Origin of the sequence: Caenispirillum bisanense (assembly GCF_900230255.1) — a bacterium.
Classification (GTDB): Bacteria; Pseudomonadota; Alphaproteobacteria; order Rhodospirillales; family Rhodospirillaceae; genus Caenispirillum; species Caenispirillum bisanense_A.
On record NZ_OCNJ01000008.1, the window covers coordinates 70,908 to 90,381 of the forward strand.

General features: G+C 67.6%; 6 protein-coding genes. All 6 read left to right on the forward strand.

Features of this window, described 5'->3' with window-relative positions:
* Positions 1 to 24: 24 nt before the first annotated feature.
* The 6 genes from CRP50_RS17420 (at position 25) to CRP50_RS17455 (ending at position 19,432) form a co-directional block, all read left to right on the forward strand.
* Positions 25 to 13,719 (forward strand): hypothetical protein, encoded by a 13,695-nt coding sequence (locus tag CRP50_RS17420; protein WP_097280465.1) that lies wholly within the window; start codon positions 25 to 27, stop codon positions 13,717 to 13,719.
* A gap of 149 nt (positions 13,720 to 13,868) precedes the next feature.
* Entirely contained in the window at positions 13,869 to 14,927 is a 1,059-nt protein-coding gene (rfbB, locus tag CRP50_RS17425; RefSeq protein WP_097280466.1) for a dTDP-glucose 4,6-dehydratase, read from the forward strand.
* A complete protein-coding gene (gene rfbD, locus CRP50_RS17430; protein ID WP_097280467.1) occupies positions 14,927 to 15,826 on the forward strand; it encodes a dTDP-4-dehydrorhamnose reductase in 900 nt (299 codons plus the stop codon). Before rfbB ends, rfbD begins: the two co-directional genes overlap by 1 nt.
* Positions 15,827 to 15,828: 2 nt before the next feature.
* Positions 15,829 to 16,695: a glucose-1-phosphate thymidylyltransferase RfbA gene (gene rfbA / locus CRP50_RS17435; RefSeq protein WP_217992078.1), complete on the forward strand. Its 867-nt coding sequence runs from the start codon at positions 15,829 to 15,831 to the stop codon at positions 16,693 to 16,695.
* A 106-nt stretch (positions 16,696 to 16,801) separates the two neighbouring features.
* Complete coding sequence (locus tag CRP50_RS25240) at positions 16,802 to 17,797, forward strand: hypothetical protein (protein WP_141415189.1); 996 nt, start codon at positions 16,802 to 16,804, stop codon at positions 17,795 to 17,797.
* 189 nt (positions 17,798 to 17,986) lie between these two features.
* The gene (locus tag CRP50_RS17455; RefSeq protein WP_097280472.1) at positions 17,987 to 19,432 is read left to right on the forward strand and encodes a UbiA family prenyltransferase; all 1,446 of its coding nucleotides are present in this window, start codon (positions 17,987 to 17,989) and stop codon (positions 19,430 to 19,432) included.
* Positions 19,433 to 19,474: the final 42 nt, after the last annotated feature.

The following is a 19,474-nucleotide window of genomic DNA, read 5'->3' on the forward strand; positions in this document are numbered from 1 at the left end:
GCGCCAGAGGGGAGAGAGCAGGTCATGGCCGAGAATGAAGATCGCGACGTGAACGTCACCGAGCCCGCCGCCCCGGGCGGCGAGGGGGCAGGCGGCGACGGTGCCACCGACGGCGGCCAGAGCGCCTCCGAAGGCCTGCACATTCACGGCCAGGGCCACGAGGCGCTGGAGGACGGCGTCGAGCAGCAGGGTACCCCCGACAACCTGCGCCCGTCGGAAGACGTGTTCGGCAACGCCAACGTCCAGAGCGGCCGCCGCTCCACCAACGAAGGCCTGCTGAACGGCCTGCCGGCGCAGGGCGAGACCGTCGCCGACCAGTCGCCGGTGATCGCCGACGACTACGTGCCGAGCGAGCCCGACAACGCCGTCGAGAGCGAGTTCGACGCCCAGCCCGAAGGCCGCCAGCGCACGGTCGCGGCCGACGGCGCCGACGAGGCGGACGAGGACGTCGTCGCCGAGGACGAGCCCGCCGAGCTGCGCCGCACCGAACTGCCGCCCGGCGAGCCGCAGGGCGCGCCCGCCGCCGACCCGGCCCCGCCCGCCGCTCCGCAGGCCGCCGCCTTCGCGCCGCCGCTGGCCGAGGACATCGTGCTGCCGCCGGCCGCCGCGGACGAGACGCCCGCCGACCCCGAGATCGGCGAGACCGATCCGGTCGAGGACCTCTTCCCGACCGACGAGACGCCGACCGCGACCGACCCGACGCCGACGCCGACGCCGACGCCGGATCCCGAGCCGACGCCCACTCCGGATCCCGAGCCGACGCCGCCGACCGACGGCCCGTCCGAACCGCCGCCGCCGCCGACGCCTCCCGAGGAGGAAGAGGAGGAGGAAGAGGAACCGGACACGCGGACCGCGCAGGATCCCAAGGTCGTGGCGGTCGCCGCCAATGGCATCGAAGACCTCGCCATCAAGCTCGACATCACGGCGTCCAGCACTGACAACGACGGTGGCGCGGAAACCCTGTCCGTCGTCATCCGCGACGTGCCGGGCGGCTTCTCCTTCGCCGACGGTGCGGGGGACGCCGTCGGAACGGAGCTGGAGCCCGGCGTCTGGAGCGTTCCCGTCGACGCTCTCGATGATCTCTACTTCGTGCGGCCTCAGCATTACAGCGGTGACGTCACCCTGACGATCGAGGTGACGGCGCGCGAGGTGACGGGGCATACCGCGACCACCACCACGACGCTGCCGGTGCATGTGGAAGCCGTGGCCGACGCACCGACCCTTCAGGCCACAAATGCGGCCGGTACGGAGAACGAGTGGATCGATCTCGACGTCCAGGCCGCCCTGGTCGACGCCGACACGTCGGAAACGCTGACCATCTACATCACCGGCATGCCCGACGGTGCGGTTCTGAACCACGGCACGCAACTCGCGGCTGATCTGGACCTGCCCGGCGGTGTCACCCTGCCCGCCGGAACCTGGGTCCTCTCCTCGACCGACCTGGGCGATCTCCAGGTCAAGTCGGCGGCGGATTCCTCGCGCGACTTCACATTGAACGTGTACGGCGTTACCGAAGAGGACATGAACGGCGACCGGGCCGTCACCGGCCCGGCGACGATCGAGGTCGATGTCGGCGTCGTGAAGCCGACGGTCACGGCGTCGGGCAGCGGTCTCGAGGACCAGTGGGCCGACGTGACCATCGACGCCCAGATCCAGGCCGATGCCGCGGGCGACGGCGAAGCCTTGACGCTCTATGTCGAGAACCTGCCGCCGGATGCCGTGCTCCGCGACAAGACGACCGGCACCATCATCACCGCCGGCCCGGACGGCCGGTACGACGTCACCGCATCGGCGACCTCGCTTCAGGTCCGATGGGCGGAAGGCTCGACCCACGAGCACTCCGACGAGGACATCACCTTCACCATCCGGGCCGTCGTGACCGACGACGACGTCGGGACCGATCGCGACACGCCCCGCGACACCAACGACCAGACCACGACGGTCACGGTCGACGTCAAGGCCGTCGCCGACGATGTCGTCGTGCAGGCCCAGAATAGCGGGATCGAGGATCAGACGGGCGGTATCGCCGTCACGCCGACCATCACGCTGATCGACAAGGACGGCACCGAGTCGCTGACCGGCGACGTGGTGCTGGTGACCACCGACGCGCAGATGGCCGAGGGTGTTCTCAAGCTGAACGGCGCGGCGGTGCCCGTCGTCCACGACGCGGCCGCCGGCACCTGGAGCTATACGCTCGCCGCCAGCGCCTTCACCTTCGACGCCGCGACCAAGTCCTATTCGATTTCCGGCCTGACCTATGAGCCGGAAACCCATTCCGACGTCGACATCAGCTATTCGGTGACGGCGACCGTCACCGACAACGACGGTTCGGTGAACACCAAGACGTACGACGGCGCCTCCATCACCGTCCGCGCCATTGCCGATGCGCCGGATCTGGCCGTCACGCAGGCCGGGGGTACCGAACACACGGGCGGAGCCGCGGACGGCTGGATCAGCCTGCCTGTGGCGGACTTGGCGCTGGTCGACCAGGACACCACCGAAAGCCTGACGCTCTACATCGGTGGCCTGCCCGACGGCGCGGAATTGCGCCTGGACGGCCAGCCTGTGTCCATGGTTGCGGCGCCGACCCTCGGAGGGACTGGTGCCGCCGGCCTGGCGGCCCCGGGTCTGACCGGCTCGGTCGCCATGATTCCGCAGGACATGATCGCCAAGGTTCTGGCCGGCGAGCTCGAAGTCCGCCTGCCCGCGGGCCGGTCGGAGGACTTCTCGCTCCGCTTCGTCGCCGTCACCGAGGAAGCCAACGGTGTCGCCGACCATGGCACCGCCGAGCAGAGCTGGACGGTCGCCGACATGCGCGTCGACGTCGGCGTTCTGGCCCCCGTGGCGTCGGCCGGGACCATGACCGGCACGGAAGGCCAGTGGGCCGCGCTCGATTCCCTGGCGGTGGAGGTCAAGGCACCCACCGCAGGCCTGACCCAGGAAACGCTGACGATCACCCTGAGCGGCGCCGACCTCGACCCGACCAAGTCGGAGTTGCGCGACAATACCGGCAAGATCCTGACGCCGGGCACCGACGGGTCGTACGACGTCTCCGCCTACTACAATGCCACCAGCGGCAAGGTCGAAGGGCTGAGCGCCCGTTGGAAGGATTCCTTCAGCTCGGACTCGCTCGATTTCACGCTGACGGCCAAGGTGGTCGACGGCGATGCCGGCACCGATACGTTCGATGCCGCCGGCACCCCCTATGCCGACGAAGCCAGCCACAGCACCACCGTCTCCGTCTCGTTCGCGCCGGTGGTCAATGACGCCACCATCGCGGCCAATGACAGCGGCAAGGAAGACGCCGACACGCCGTCCGTCGCCGGCGACGGCATCGCCCTGTCGCCGCGCATCACCTTGTCGGCGGACGGCAGCGAGGCCGTCAGCGGGCCGCTCGTGTTCACCTTCGACGCCACCAACGCCGGTCGCGGCACCTTGCGGTGGGTCCCCGCCGACGGAACCGGCGCGGTGGACGATGTACTGACGGCCGGGACCGTCGGGACCGACGGGACCGTGACGTACCAGCTCGCGTCCAGCGTCCTGGTTCCGGGCGCCGGCGGCGGGCTCGTCATCGACCCCTCCATGGGTCGCCTCGAACTGGTTCCGACGGAACACAGCGACGAAGACGTCACCTACGGGATCAGCGTCACCGTATCCGACGGAACCGCGCAAAAGACCTTCGACGGCACCGGTACCGTCACGATCGAGGCGGTGGCGGACAAGGTCGAAATCGTGTCGTCGGGCACCGGCATGGAGGATGAGTTCGCCGGGGCCATCACCGTGCCGCTGACCATCGCGCTCGTCGACAAGGACGGCTCGGAAAGCCTGACCGGAACCATCGACATCGTGCTGGATGCCGAAGCGGCGAAAGCCGGCACGCTGGCCTTCGCCGGCGACCCGTCCAAGTTCAGCGTCGAAACCGAGGCTGACGGCGGGCTCGTCTACCGCATCACGGTCGCCGACAACCCCAACGTCAGCTACGACGCGGCGTCCAAGAGCTACACGGTGTCCGGGCTCACCCTGGATCCGGCGACGAACAGCGACGCGGACGTGGCGTATTCGGTGCGGGCGACGACCATCGAGGCCGATGGCGGCGATACCCGGACCACGACGTTCGACGGCGGTCTCATTACCGTGAAAGCCGTCGCCGACAGGCCGGATCTGGAAGCCGGCGACGTCGGCGGCACGGAAAGCGCCACCGGTGACAACTGGATCACCGTGGATGTCACCAAGCTCGCCCTCACCGACACCGACACATCGGAAAGCCTGACGCTGTACATCGGCGGCGTTCCGGCCGGCGGTGCCCTGCGGTTCGACATGGCCAGCGGCGCGCCGGCGCTCGAAACCGTCGCGGCGGCGGATCTCGGGTGGAGCGGAGTCGACAAGCCGGACACCGTCCCCGCCCTGACCGGGACGGTCTACAAGATCACCGTGGCCGCCGATGCCGACATCGACGCCATCCTGTCTTCGCTGCAGGTGCGTCCGGCCGCCGGAAGCTCCAAGGACTTCAGCCTTCAGCTGGTTGCGGTGTCCGAAGAGCAGCGCGGCGAGGCCGACCACGACGGAGTGCCGGAGCGCAACTGGTCGACGGCCGAGGTGCGTGTCGACGTCGGCGTGCTCGCACCGACCGTCGATGTCTCCGCCACGCAAGGCGCGTCCGGCCTGGAGGAAAGCTGGACGCCGGTCGACGGCATCAAGATCGCACTTGCGGCACCGACCGGTGGCGAGGAAACGCTGACCGTCACCCTGACCGGGGACGACATCGGCGGCATGCTCTTCCAGAAGGGCGACGGATCGGCACTGACGGTGCAGACGGCCGCCGACGGAAGCAAGTATGTCGACGTCACCGGCCTTTACGACGAGGCTTCGAGCGAGATCAAAGGCCTGCAGGTCCGGTGGAGCGACGACGACCGCTCCGATGCGATCGACTTCACCGTCCGCGCCCATGTGGTCGACCAGGACGCGGTCGGCAGCCCGACCCACACTCCGCTCGGGCAGCAGTGGGCCGACGAGGCCGTCGCCGAACAGAGCGTCAGCATCGACATCAAGCCGGTGGCCGATGCCGCCACCGTCACCGCCTCCGGCGTCGGCGTCGAAAGCGATGATGCCGACGCCTGGGTGAAGCTCGACCTGACGTGGAAGGCGAGCGACTCGTCCGAGGTGGTTTCCGGGGTCACCCTGTCCGGCCTGCCGACCGGCGCCGTCGTCCGCTTCCCCGAGGCGGCCGGATCGAGCACCTTCACGGGCGTGACGGCCGATGCGACGGGTGCCGTCGCGCTGCCGACCTTCACGGACGCTGCAGACCAGAGCCGCATCTACATCGAATGGCCGGCGGACGCGAGCACCTGGAACGGCGGCAGCAACACCACGCAGCTGACGCTGTCGGTGACGACGCGGGAACCGGGCGCCACCAATCCGGAAGCCGAAACCACCCACGACACGACCTTCGACGTGCGGGTCTACGGCGATGCCGACACCCCGGAGGGCGCCACCGACGAAACCGCCCACCAACTGGCGGAAGGTGCGTTCCACACGATCCAGTGGAGCGCCGACACGACGCTGTCGGCCGGGGAAGACCTGTATGGTCGCGTGACGGATACGGATGGCTCGGAAAGCCTGACGTTCCGCATCACCCCCGACGACGCCGGTGCCCGCCTGATCATCGACGGCCGCCCCGATCAACCGCCCGGCGGCCCCTGGATCGTCTCCGCCGCCGACCTCGAAAGCGGCAAGGTACACATCGGCGGTCCCGAGCACTGGGGCAGCAGCGAGACCGATCCGGAAATCCGCTTCAAGGTGACGGCCATCGCCACCGAGGCGGATGCGGGTGAGTGGGACAACTCACTCACCGGTATCACCAATCCGGAGACCGGTGTTCCGCTGGCCCGGCAGGGCACGGCCGAAAAGGACATCGGCGATCTCGTGATCAAGGCCACCGCGGCGGCCGACTCGGTCAGCCTGATCGAGGGCACGGCCGGGGATACCGTGCTGGAGGATCAATCGGTCACGGTGGCGCCCAGCTTCACCCTGATCGATACCGACGGCTCGGAGTCCCTCTTCGACGCGCTCTATGTGGAAACGGCCGATCGCGACATGCTGCTCGGCACGCTCACGCTGAACGGTACCGCGCTCGAAGCCTACGAGATCACCGGCCGGGCGGCCGACGGACGGCCGATCGTGGCGACGACCGCCGTCGCTGCAGCCGACGTCGATGCCGGTCTCGACGCCGGCAAAACCTATGCCTACGTCCTGCCGCTTTCGGCGGCGGTGGCGACGACCGCCAACACCTTCGAAGTCCAGGGTCTCGTCTTCGCGCCGCGGGCACAGTCCGACGACGACGTCGACTACAAGCTTCTCGTCACCACCGAAGAAGCCTCCAACGGCGACACCAAGGTCACGTCCATCGACGGCACCATCACCGTGACGGCGGTGGCCGACGCCCCGACGGTCGCCAATGCGACGAACCAGGCGGTGATGGAGCAGGCCGGCACGGTGGACGTGCCGCTCGACTTCGACCTCTCCGCAGTCGACCTCGACACGTCGGAGACCCTGACGGTCTACCTGACGACCAGCCATGCGGGGGCGGGGACGCTGCTGTGGAACGGCACCGCGGTCGACCCTCTCGCTCAATCGACCACCATGCCGAACGGCTCCGTCTTGCCCGGCGCCAGAACCTATGCACTGGTCATCCCACAGGATCAGTTGGACAGCCTCGACACGGTTCTGGACAACCTCGTCCTGCGTCTGCCTGCCGGCGATTCGCGGGACGTCCTCGTCGACATCAACGCGGTCACGCGCGAAGACGACCCCAACGGTCAGCCGCGGGAAGCAATGGCTCTGGCCAGTCAGCAGGTCCGTATCGATGTGGGCACGGAAGAGCCGACGCTGACAGTCGTGGGCAACGGATCGTTCACACTCACGGAAGGCACGTCATTCTCAAATGGCTGGCAGCAGATCAACCTGCTGCAAGACCTCCAGGTGGCTGAGGCCTTCCCGAATGCGGCCGATGGCGGCAAGCTGTACCTGCATCTGTTCGACCTGCCGAGCGATTTGAAGCTGCGGGTGAAGGTTGGAAACACGTGGCAAGACATCAATAAGACCACCGTGCCCGACGAGAACGGCGGCACCAAAGAGGTGTATCGCTTCGAAGCGCAATACGCCGACGAAGTGCGCTTCCAATGGAAGAGCGGCGCGCTCAACGACGACACCAACTTCCAGATCAAGGCCCAGGCCGTCTACCAGGACAAGGACTACGGCACCGCCCTGAGCAGCGGTGTCGGCACCGCTGCCCCCGACATCGCCTTCAGCGCCGTTCAGACCCTCGACGTGGTCGTCGTGGCCAGGCCGGATGAGGCCACGCTGTCCGGGTCTGGCGTCGGCCTGGAGGAGGAGTGGTCGCCGCTGACGCTGAGCGTCGCGGTGAAGGACGCGTCGGAGGAAGTAACCGGCCTCACCCTGGCCGGCTTCCCGAGCGGAACGCAGTTGCGCTTGGACGGTGTCGTCATCACGGCCAACCCCGACGGCACCTTCACCTTGCCGACCGGCGACCTCGTCGCCTTGAATTCCAAGCTGGAGTTCAAGACCCCTGCCGACTTCTCCACCTACGACGGTCAGCTCAATCTCACCCTGAAAGCCACGACGGCGGAAAAGGACTTGGGCGACGGTCGCGAGATCGCGTCCACCAACGAGAAAGAGACGACGACCACCGTCAAGGTCACCGTTTACGGCGACGCCGACGCGCCGACTATCGATGTCGTCGACGCGACGCAGACACTCGCCGAAGACGGCTCCTACAAGCTTTCGGATGGCCTCACCGTCGACTATGGCGAGCCTGATGGCACCGACCTCGACAAGAGCGCCGACGGGTCCGAAAGCCGCTGGTACGAGATCAAGCTCACGGCAGACTCGCCTGCCGGCAAGGGCCGGCTGTTCCTCGACAACGACGGCGACGGCAAGCTCGGCGCCGGCGATACGGTGGTGGAGCAGACGGGCGGCGTCTGGCGCGTCGACGCGTCCGACATGGCGAAACTGCATGTCGGCGCAGTGGACAACTGGTCCGGCGACCTCGGGTTCGACGTGACCGTCTTCGTCCGCGAACACGACGCGGACGCGGCCGCCACCGGCCTGCCCGACGATCTCCTCCCGAAATGGCAGGGCCAGGCGGAAGCGACCGATACCCTGAGCCTGACCATCACCCCCGATGCCGACAGCGTCACCTTCGGCAGCACCGGCGGCGGCTGGGAAGACGGCGTCGAAGGTCATCCCATCGTCGTCACGCCGACCATCACCATGGTCGACGCCGACGGGTCGGAGCAGGTGACGTCCATCTATTTCGTGTCGTCCGACCCAACCCTGTTGGCCGACAGCGTGCGCCTGGACGGTGCCGTGCTGCAACGCCTGACGGTGACGGCGGTCGACGCCGACGGACGTCCGGTGGCGTTCTCCAGCGATCCCGCTGCGGTTGCCGTCACGGACGGTGGGCGGCCGCTTTACGCCTGGGACATCGCCGGCGCCTTCGACGGCACCATCGGCACCTCGCAGTCCGCCTATACCGCGTCGGGCCTGACCATCCAGCCCAAGGCCCACAGCTCTCAGGAGGTCGAGTACCGCCTGTTGGCGACGGTCGAGGATCATGGCGCGGGCGGCAGCACCTCCACGCGCCTCGCCTACAGCCCGAGCGCCCTCAGCATCCGCGTCGATGCCGTGGCCGACGCACCGACCCTGGGGCTGAGCGGTTCGACCGTTTCCGTGGTCGACGGCAAGACGCTGGTCACCGGCACGGAAGACACCTACATCGCCCTCGGCATCGGCACCGACCTGGTCGACAAGGACGGATCGGAAGTCCTGTCCGTCCGCCTCGACGACGTGCCCGACGGCTGGCGAATCGGCTTCATGAACGGCAGCACCTTCCAGGAGGTCAAGCGCCAGGACGACGGGTCGTTCGACCTGGGCGGCGATCCCGCGCGGATCGCGACGGCCGTCATCCTGCCGCCGAAGAACCTGCATACCGAAGTGTCGCCGACCGATCCGACCTACACACAGGCACCGACGATCCGGATCACTTCGACCTCTCGCGAAACCGAGAGTAGTGACAAAGTGGCCGTCGAGACGGCGTCGGTCAGCGAGACCGTCACCATCGTCGTCAATCCCACCGCGGACAAGCCGTTCCTGGTGGTCCGCAACGTCGTCATGAACGAAGACGCGGAGCCGATGTCAATCGACGTCCTGTCCGCTATTACCGACGACGTGAATCCGGAACAGCTGACGGTGCTGGTAAAGGCCGACCTGCCGGCCGGCACCAAGCTGTTCGGGACCGATGGTCAGGAACTGACCGCGACCGTCACCCGCGACGGCGCGACGTGGTACGACGTGACCGCCCACGTGGGGTCCCTGAAGGTTCAGCCGGCGGCCGACTCCAACGTCGACTTCGCCTTGTCCGTCCGCGCCATCTCCACGGAAATCGATGGCAGCGAAGCGGATCGCACCGGCGCTCTCAAGGTGACGGTCATCGGCACCGCCGACGACCCCACCTGGAACGGCGACGCCTTGGCCCCGGGCGCCACGGTCACCGTCGCCACGGTCGATGAAGACAGGACCGACAACGACGGCTGGTTCTCCCTGAACCTCGGCAAGCTCGGCACCGAGGATACCGATGGCTCGGAAACCATCACGCTGGTGCTGCGCGACATCCCCGACGGGATGCAGGTGGCCATGGCGGCGGGCTTCGAGAAGTACATGAAGTTCGTCGGCACCGTCGACGGTGCCCCCCGCTGGGCCATCGAGGGACAATACCTGGACAAGGTTCAGGCGAAGATCACCGACGCCAACTTCTCGGGCCAGAAGGCCGTGGGCGTCGATCTCATCGTGACGGAAGACGACGGCGCCACCAAGACGACGCAGCACATGCTCGCCGTGGACGTCGAGGCGGTGTCCGACCACGCCAACATCGGCATCGTCGCGCGCTCCGGTGGCGACGAAGACAGCTTCGGGGCGACCGGCGTCCCGGTGACCCTCTCGCTCACGCCCCAGGACCTCGTGTTCGAGGCCGAAAGCATCACCGGCGTCACCGTGAACTTCGATGCCCTCGGCCTGACCAATCTCACCCTGCGGGTGGCGGCCGTCGACGACAGCAACGATGTGCTCGAGGTCCAGATCGGCGATGGGGTCGAGCTGACTCTGTCGGGCCAAGACCTCGCCAAGTACTTCGACGCCGCCACCGGCAAACTCGGCGAGATGTCGATCAGCGGTCTGCCGGATCATTGGTCGACGGACATTCCCGTGACCATCACGGCCAGTTCCGGCCATGCCGGCAGTCCCGCCCAGACCACGACGGTCAATACCTCCGTGGTCATCGACGCCGTCGTGGACGAAGCGAAGACCTTCGCGGCCAGCAACGTGACCGGTACGGCTGCCGCCACATGGCACGCCCTGCCGATCGCCCTGGACCTGACCGATACCGACGGCAGCGAAAAGCGCTATCTGATCATCGACGGCGTCCCGGCCACCGCCAAGCTCAACCACGGCTATTTCGCCGGCGAAGGCCGCTGGATCGTCGCCCTGGATGACAAGGCCGGTGTCGATACGCTCGCCGATCTGAAGATCGCCGGCGCCGCAGGAACGTCGGGCACGCTCTCGGTTACGGCGATGATTCGCGACGTCGACCCCGACGACAAGGACGTCACGGTGTGGACCAGCACACAGCCCGTCTTCGTGGCGTTCGCCATCGACAACGGCGGCACCGGCGGCGGCAACGCCGGCGATCCGACCGACACCACGGTCGACACGTTCTTCGAACTGCTGCAACAGAACGGGCTCGAAGACCAGTCGATCGTGTTGCGGGGCAGCCGCGAGCATGTGGTCTCCGGTGAGACCGTACGCTCGGACGTCACCGCCATCGTCATCACCGGCCTCGTCGGCGCAACGCTGGTGGCGAAGACACCGGGCGCCTTCGCTTTCTATGAACCCACCGAAGGCACCTACGTCATCCCGGTCGAGAGCCTGGAAAACGGGGAGATCACCCTCCAGCAGACGCGCGCGGACTCCGATCAGCCCGTCACCTTCCAGATGAAGGTCGTGGCGCAAGGTGACGGCTTCACGACGCAGGAGACTGCAGCGGCTCCCGTCCAAATCCTCGTCGACCCCGAGACGGACGGCGTGACCATTTCGGCTGCCGTCACGACGGTGGCGGAAGACACGGCCTCCGTGCCCCTCGACCTGACGATCACTCCGAATGAACAGGCGAACTTCAGCGAAACCTTCGCCGAGGCCGATCCTGTTCTCGTCATCAAGATGACCAACGTGCCCGCGGGTGCGACCCTGTCGCTCAACGGCCAGACCTTGACGGCCGAATCCGACGGCAGCTTCAAGGTCAGGGTGGCCGACCTCCAGGACGCTGGCGAGTCCCCGGTCGCGGATCTGGCTGCGGCGCTCGAGGCTGGCCATCCCATAACCCTGACCGGGCTCGCCGTCGACAACTTACCCGAGAACTGGCACGGGACAGTCTCGCTCGAAGTGGCCGTGGACATCGCCGACAACGGGCAGGACGTGGAGACCTCGCTCGGCACCATCTCGTTCACCGTGACGCCGCAGACAGAGACCGGGACCTTTGACGTACCAAACGACCCGACTCCCGCAATCGAAGACAATCCGTTCGCGGTAACAGCACGGCTCGACATGGACGACCGCATCGGCAGCGGCGAAGCTCATGCCTCCGAACTCGTCTCGGTCGTCATCCGGGGCGTGCCGGCCGGGGCGGTTCTGAGCGGCGCCAGCAACAACGGCAGCTATACCGTCGACGGCGTCACCTACACCGAATGGGTGGTCAAGGCAGACAACATCGCCGCGGACGGCACGATCCAGGACGTGTCGCTTAGGCCGCCACTCGACTGGACCGGCGACATCAAGCTCGAACTGGTGGCCTACACCATGGAAGAGGATGTCAAGGTACCAGTGGAAGCGGCGCGCTCGACGGTCACGGTCGAGGTCAGCGGTGTGGCGGACGTCGCGACCATCGACCCGCAGGACGTGACGGACGCCCGGGAAGAAACACCCGTGAAGCTGGTCTTCGACGCCGAACTGAGTGACCAGACCGGTGAGACGCTTTACGTGGTCGTCAAGGGCGTGCCGGAAGGGGCGTCCCTCGTCAACGGCGATGGCACCGCCTTCATCGAGGTGAAGGTCGATGCCGACGGCAATGCGGTCTTCGATGTCGCGACAGGCACCCCCGTCGCCGCCGAAGCCGGCGAGGCGACGGGCGTCTGGGTCGTCACCAATCCCGAAGATGCCTACTTCAAGGGAGCCGAGAACGAGTCGGGCACCGTCGAAATGTCGGCGCGGGTCGTGACGGTCGAAGACGGCACCATCGCCCAGTCCGACGACATTCCCTTCACCGTCGAGGTGCTGGGGGTGGCCGATGCTCCGAACCTGAGCATCGCTCAAGACACCGTGACAGGGGCTGAGGATCAGGCCCGCAATCCGGACGGCAGCGCCGACGGCACGGCGGGCATCCCGCTCGGCATCACGGCGTCCCTCTCCGACCTCACCGGCGAAAGCCTGCAGCTGGTCATCACCGGGGCACCGGCCGGAAGCCTGTTCTTCGGCGCCGGCACCGCGCCCTACGAAGCGCAGACGGTGGCTGGTGTACCGACCTGGACCATCCAGGGCGACGACATCGCCGATCTGCGTCTGGTCACGCCACCCGACTACAATGGGACGGCGACGCTGCAGGTGACGGCGGTCAGCCTGGAGGACGGAACCGAGGCGTCATCCGTGACCATACCGCTCACGGTCGAAGTGGCGGCGGTCAACGATGCGCCGGTCATCAGCACCGACACCTTCTACAAGTCTCTGGAAGGCGGTGACGAGCCCGTGCTGGTTCTGCCCAACCCCGAGAATGGAACGGCAGATGTCGTCATCAGCGATGCCGACCTGAACGACGTCATCAAGAAGATGATGATCGCCATCAGCAAGGGCGCGCAGACCGGCGATACCCTCGGCCTCACCGATCAGACGGTGTTGTTCAACCCCTTGAATGGGCGGTTGGAGGTTTCGGTCGAGGGCCACGCCAGCCCCATTGCGCTCAGCTATGACGCCGCCACGCACACCATGACGTTCAGCGGGGAAGCCTCCCACGAGGTGTACGTGTCGCTCGCCAAGAGCGTCATTCTGACGAGCGGCGATGGTGAGCTCATCGGCAGTGAAGAAGAACGGACATTCACCATCACGGTCGAGGACAAGGAGGGCGCAACCAGTTCCGTCGAGACGCAGGTCTTGATAGAGAACGACATCACGCTCGAGGACGACGCCCGCGGCAACCTGTTCTTCATCACGGGCGACACTGCAACGATTACCGGCACGGACGGAGACGATCTCTTCGTCTATGGGGTGGCCGGTGCGGACTACAACGAAGACGTCGTCATCAACGGCATGGGGAACACGCCGGACGGCGCCGACACGCTGGTGATGATGGACGCTGGCGGCGTCGATGCCAATTGGCTGTTCCAGATCGACAGTGACGCGCCCTCGGCCGAGGATCCCGCCGACGGCACCGGCGGGCTGGTCTACGACGTCACTGTCGAGGAGGGCAACGCCACCGTGTCCGACGGCGGCCACACGGTCGATCTCGAACCGGCCGACGGCGGAACGGAAGTGGCGGCCACCATCACCTTCGACGACCACAAGACCGTCGAGACGCACGACGTGGAGCAAATCCTCACCTGAAGCGTTCATGCCCCGTAGCGACGGCGCGGCCCGGGTCGATCCCGGCCGCGCCGCTGCCATGCCCGCATCCGCTGGCCGCTTGAGTGGGGCCTGAAAAGCGGAGTAAGGTGCAGCCAGCTATTGTCACAATTTCGCGCGGAGCTTCTGACGTGAAAGTCCTGGTCACGGGCGGTGCCGGTTTCATCGGGTCCGCCGTCGTCCGCCTGCTCATCGAAGAGACGGATGCCTCGGTCGTCAACGTCGACAAGATGACCTACGCCGCCAACCCCTTCGCCATCGAAGGCGTCGAGGGCAACCCGCGCTACGCCTTCGAGAAGGCCGACATCTGCGACCGCGCCGCCATGGACGCGATCCTCGAGCGGCACCAGCCCGACGCCATCATGCACCTGGCGGCGGAAAGCCACGTCGACCGCTCCATCGACGGCCCCGACGCCTTCATCGAGACCAACATCGTCGGCACCTACACCCTGCTGCAGGCGGCGCTGGTGTACTGGCGCGCCCTGCCGGAAGAGCGCCGCGCCCGCTTCCGCTTCCACCACGTCTCCACCGACGAGGTCTACGGCACGCTCGGCGACACCGGCCTCTTCACGGAAGAGACGCCCTATGCGCCGAACTCGCCCTATTCGGCCTCCAAGGCGTCGTCGGACCATCTGGTGCGCGCCTGGCACCACACCTTCGGCCTGCCGGTGGTGACGTCCAACTGCTCCAACAACTACGGCCCCTACCAGTTCCCCGAGAAGCTGATCCCGCTGATGGTCATCAAGGCCTTCACCGGCCAGCCCCTGCCGGTCTACGGCACCGGCGAGAACGTGCGCGACTGGCTCTACGTGGAAGACCACGCCCGCGCCCTGTGGCTGATCCTCAACGAGGGCGAGCTCGGCGAGAGCTACAACGTCGGCGGCCACAACGAGAAGACCAACATCGACGTGGTGCGCGCCGTCTGCGACCTCATCGACGAGATCGAGCCCGACGCCCGCATCGGCCGCCGCCAGGACCTCATCACCTTCGTCACCGACCGCCCGGGCCACGACATGCGCTACGCCATCGACGCGAGCAAGATCGCCCGCGACCTGGGGTGGACGCCGCGCGAGAACTTCGAATCGGGCCTCCGCAAGACCGTTCAGTGGTACCTCGACAACCGCGGCTGGTGGCAGAACGTCGGCCAGTCCACCTACGCCGGCCAGCGCCTCGGCCAGGGTTCCAAGTGATGCGGCGGGTCCTCGTCGTCGGTGCCACCGGCCAGGTCGGCCGCGAACTCACCCGCGCCCGCTGGCCCGAAACCTTGCGCCCGGTGCAGCTCGACCGCATGGGGCTGGACGTCACCGACCCCGAGCGGGTGCGCCGCGTGATCGCCGAGCAGGCCCCGGCGGTGGTGGTCAACGCCACCGCCTACACGGCCGTCGACAAGGCCGAGAGCGACGCCGAGACCGCCTTCGCCGTCAACCGCGACGGTCCGCGCGCGCTCGCCGAGGCCTGTGCCGAGGCCGGTGCGGCGCTGATCCACATTTCCACCGACTACGTGTTCGACGGCAGCAAGGACGGCGCCTGGGTGGAAAGCGACCCGGTGAAGCCGCTCGGCGTCTACGGCGCCTCCAAGGCCGCCGGCGAGGATGCCGTGCGCGCCGCCCTGCCCGAGGCCCACGTCATCCTGCGCACGGCCTGGGTCTACAGCGCCTTCGGCGGCAACTTCGTGAAGACCATGCTGCGCGTCGGCGCCGAGCGCGACACGCTGCGCGTGGTCGCCGACCAGCACGGCTGCCCGACGGCGGCCGGCGACATCGCGCGCACCATCGTGGCCCTGGCCGACGGCATCGCCGGCGGCCGCCGCGACGGCTTCGGCACCTTCCACTACGCCGGCGCCGGCCCCACCACGTGGCACGCCTTCGCCTGCGCCATCTTCGAGCTGGCGGCGCGCCACGGTCACAAGGTGCCGCAGGTGGACGCCATCACCACCGCCGAATACCCGACGCCGACCGCCCGGCCGGCCAATTCCGTGCTCGACTGCACGGCGATCGAACGCACCTGGGGCATCGCCCCGCGGCCGTGGCGCGACGCGCTGGCCGAGGTGATCGACGAATTGCTGGGCAAGGAGGGGACAGCAGCATGAGCATGAAGGGCATCATCCTGGCCGGCGGCTCCGGCACGCGGCTCTATCCGTCGACCAAGGTGGTCAGCAAGCAGCTGATGCCGGTCTACGACAAGCCGATGATCTACTACCCGCTGTCGACCCTCATGCTGGCCGGCATCCGCGACATCCTCATCATCACCACGCCCCGCGACTCGGCGGCCTTCCAGGAGTTGCTGGAAGACGGCAGTCAGTGGGGCCTGAACATCCGCTACGCCGAGCAGCCGAGCCCCGACGGCCTGGCCCAGGCCTTCCTCATCGGCCGCGACTTCGTCGGCGACGACCCGGTGACGCTGATCCTCGGCGACAACATCTTCTTCGGCCACGGCTTCCCGGAGATCCTGGAGCGCGCCGTCGCCCGCCCGAGCGGCGCCACCGTGTTCGGCTACTGGGTGTCGGACCCCGAGCGCTACGGCGTGGTGGACTTCGACCGCGAAGGCCGCGCCGTCTCCATCGAGGAAAAGCCGGCCAAGCCCAAGAGCAACTACGCCGTCACCGGGCTCTACGTCTACGACAACGCGGTGCTCGACATCGCCGCCGCCGTGAAGCCCTCGGCCCGCGGCGAGCTGGAGATCACCGACGTCAACCGCACCTACCTGGAGCGCGGGACGCTGACGGTGGAACAGCTTGGCCGCGGCTTCGCGTGGCTCGACACCGGCACCCACGACAGCCTGTGCGACGCCTCATCCTTCGTGCAGACGGTGGAAAAGCGCCAGGGCCTGAAGATCGCCTGCGTCGAGGAAGTGGCCTTCCGCAAGGGCTTCATCGACGCCGAGCAGCTGATGAAGCTGGCGACGCCCATGCTGAAGAACGGCTACGGCCAGTACCTGACGCGCATCGCGGAGGGCTGATCCGGCCGGCATGACGCCCCTGTGCGCGCCATCACTGCCGGGGGGTGCCACAGCTTGAAAGAATAGCCACACTGCTTAAAAGACAAAGTCGTGTGGAGTTGAAGTCATGAGCAAGCCATCCTTCGCCGGCGGCGGCCCGTCCAACGGTGGTCCCAAGAAGACCGCTAGCGCCGTAACGGAACCCACCTCGCCCGAAGGTGACGACGCCCCGGCCCCCGTGCCGCTATGGCTGCCCAAGGGTCTGCGTGACGGCCTGCCCGAACATCTAGGGGGCGGCCTGCCGCCGGGCTGGGGCGGCAGCGTTCCCGGCCTGCTGAACACCAAGGCCAACCGGCCGTCCGTCGACGACGGCGGTGATGGCAGCGACGGGGGAGCCGGCAGCTTGCCGCGCTTCGCGGTGCTCGACGACGGCACCCTGTTCGATCGCGCCTTCTATCTGGAGCAGAACCCCGACGTGGCGGCGGCGGCCGTCGACCCGGCCCAGCACTTCCTGCTGTTCGGTCGCGACGAAGGCCGCGACCCCTTCGATCCCGAGGCTCCGCCGGCTCCCGGCGATGCCGGCATCGTGGAACTGGAGGACGGCACGCTCTTCGATCCGGCCTACTACCTGCTGCAGAATCCGGACGTGGCCGCCGCCGCCATGGACCCACTTGCCCACTATGTGGAGTTCGGCCGCCTGGAAGGGCGCGCCGCGTCGAGCATCGACACGCCGGTCGAAGGCACCGCGGATGACGACCTCCTGCAGGGCGACGTAGCCGACAACCTGATCCACGGCGGCGCGGGCAACGATACGTTGGAGGGTGGCGCCGGCATCGACCTGCTGAACGGCGGCGCCGGTGACGACACCTTGACGGGGGGCGAAGGCGTCGACGTCTTCTCGTTCGACTCAGGCAGCGGCAACGACACGGTCACGGACTTCGTGGTCGGCACCGACGTCCTGATGATCGGCGCTGGTTACGGGTTCGTCGACGCCGCGGGCGTCCTGACCGCGGCCGCGGACACCGACGTTGGGGTTGTCATCACCCTGGCGGAGGGCGAGACGGTGATCCTGCAAGGCGTCTCGCTCGCCGACCTGACGGCCGAGTCCCTCCTGCTCGGTTGACGGTCCACCTGCCAACACAGCGGATCCGACCGCCCGGCCCGTCTCGCGGTACCGGGCGGCATCGCTGACGAAGGCCATCGCTGCCAGCGACGATACCCCGGAGCGCGGGCGTCGGGCCGCAATTGGGTAGACAAGCGGTGACAGCGTCTCTATCACTGCCGCACAGGTTCTTCCCACAGCGTATCGGCGATGACATCCGCGCAGACTAATCCGGCTCCGACGGTCCCCGTGCCGCTGGTCGTCGATCTCGACGGCACCCTGATCCGGTCCGACATGCTGCTCGAAAGCTTCTTCGCGCTTCTGGCGACCCATCCGGTGCGCGCGCTGAAGGCGGCGGCGCACGTCCGGCAGGGGAAGGCAGCCCTCAAGGCCGCGCTCGCCGACGAAGCCGTGGTCGACGTCGCCCTGCTGCCCTTCGACGAGCGCGTGGTCGAATATCTGCGGGCGGAAAAGGCGGCGGGCAGGCCAGTCTACCTCGCATCGGCGTCGGATCAGCGCCTGCTGGAGCGTTTCGCCGAACACCTGGATTTCTTCGACGGCGTCTTCGGGTCGGACCGGTCGGTCAACCTGGCCGGCAATGCCAAGGCGAACCGGCTGGTTGCCGAGTTCGGCCGCGGCGGCTTCGACTATATCGGCAACGACACCGTCGACATGGCGGTCTGGAAGACCTGCCGCCGCGCGGTCGTTGTGAATGCGTCGTCCCGGCTGCTGGCTCGCCTGCAGGCCGAACACGCCGACCTCGTCGACCTGGGCGCGCCGGCGCGCAGGCCGCAAAGCTACCTGAAGGCGCTGCGGCCCCATCAGTGGATCAAGAACACGCTGGTCTTCGTTCCGCTGGTGGCCGGGCAGTACCTGGCGGCCATGGAGGTGGTGCTCGCCGTGCTCGCCTTCTGGGCCTTCAGCTTCGCTGCGTCGAGTGCCTATCAGCTGAACGACCTGCTCGATCTGGCCGGCGACCGCGACCACCCGACCAAGCGGTTCAGGCCCCTGGCCAGCGGCGTGGTGCCGCTGCTGCACGGCTCCTTCATGGTGCCGGGGCTATTCCTGGCGGCGGTGATCCTCGGCCTGTTCGTCTCGTACCAGTTCCTGCTGGTCCTGCTGCTGTATTATGCCATCACCATCGCCTATTCCCTGCACCTGAAGCGTCGCATGATGGTGGACGTGATGACACTGGCGGGGCTCTACACCCTGCGCATCGTCGGCGGCATCGTCGCCTTGCAGGCCGAACCGTCGCCGTGGCTGCTCGGATTCTCTCTGTTTGTGTTCTTCAGCCTCGCCATCGTGAAGCGCTATGTCGAGCTGATCGGGCGCCTGCGGGCCGAAAAGGGGCCGCCGCGCGGCCGCGGCTACGTGCTCGAAGACATGAGCATGCTCGCCGCCCTGGGCGCCGCGAGCGCCTTCAGCGCCGTCGTCGTGCTCGCCCTGTACCTGACCAGCGCCGAGGTCAACGCCCTCTATGACCACCCGGAGATCCTGTGGGTGGTCTGCCCGCTCTTCATGTACTGGATAAGCCGCGTGCTGCTCATCGCCCACCGCGGCGAACTGCACGACGATCCCGTCCTGTTCGCCGCCAAGGACCGCATCAGCCTCGCCATCGGAGGCGTGATCGTCGCCCTCGTGATGCTGGCGGTGTGACCCTGGCGGCGCCGCCTCCGCCCCCCTCAGACGGACTCCCGC

What these genes read in the sequence shown, in the direction of transcription:
- CRP50_RS17420 (WP_097280465.1), top strand. Translation starts at nt 25, where the DNA reads ATGGCCGAGAATGAAGATCGCGACGTGAACGTCACCGAGCCCGCCGCC.
- rfbD (WP_097280467.1), top strand. Translation starts at nt 14,927, where the DNA reads ATGCGGCGGGTCCTCGTCGTCGGTGCCACCGGCCAGGTCGGCCGCGAA.
- rfbA (WP_217992078.1), top strand. Translation starts at nt 15,829, where the DNA reads ATGAAGGGCATCATCCTGGCCGGCGGCTCCGGCACGCGGCTCTATCCG.
- CRP50_RS25240 (WP_141415189.1), top strand. Translation starts at nt 16,802, where the DNA reads ATGAGCAAGCCATCCTTCGCCGGCGGCGGCCCGTCCAACGGTGGTCCC.
- CRP50_RS17455 (WP_097280472.1), top strand. Translation starts at nt 17,987, where the DNA reads ATGACATCCGCGCAGACTAATCCGGCTCCGACGGTCCCCGTGCCGCTG.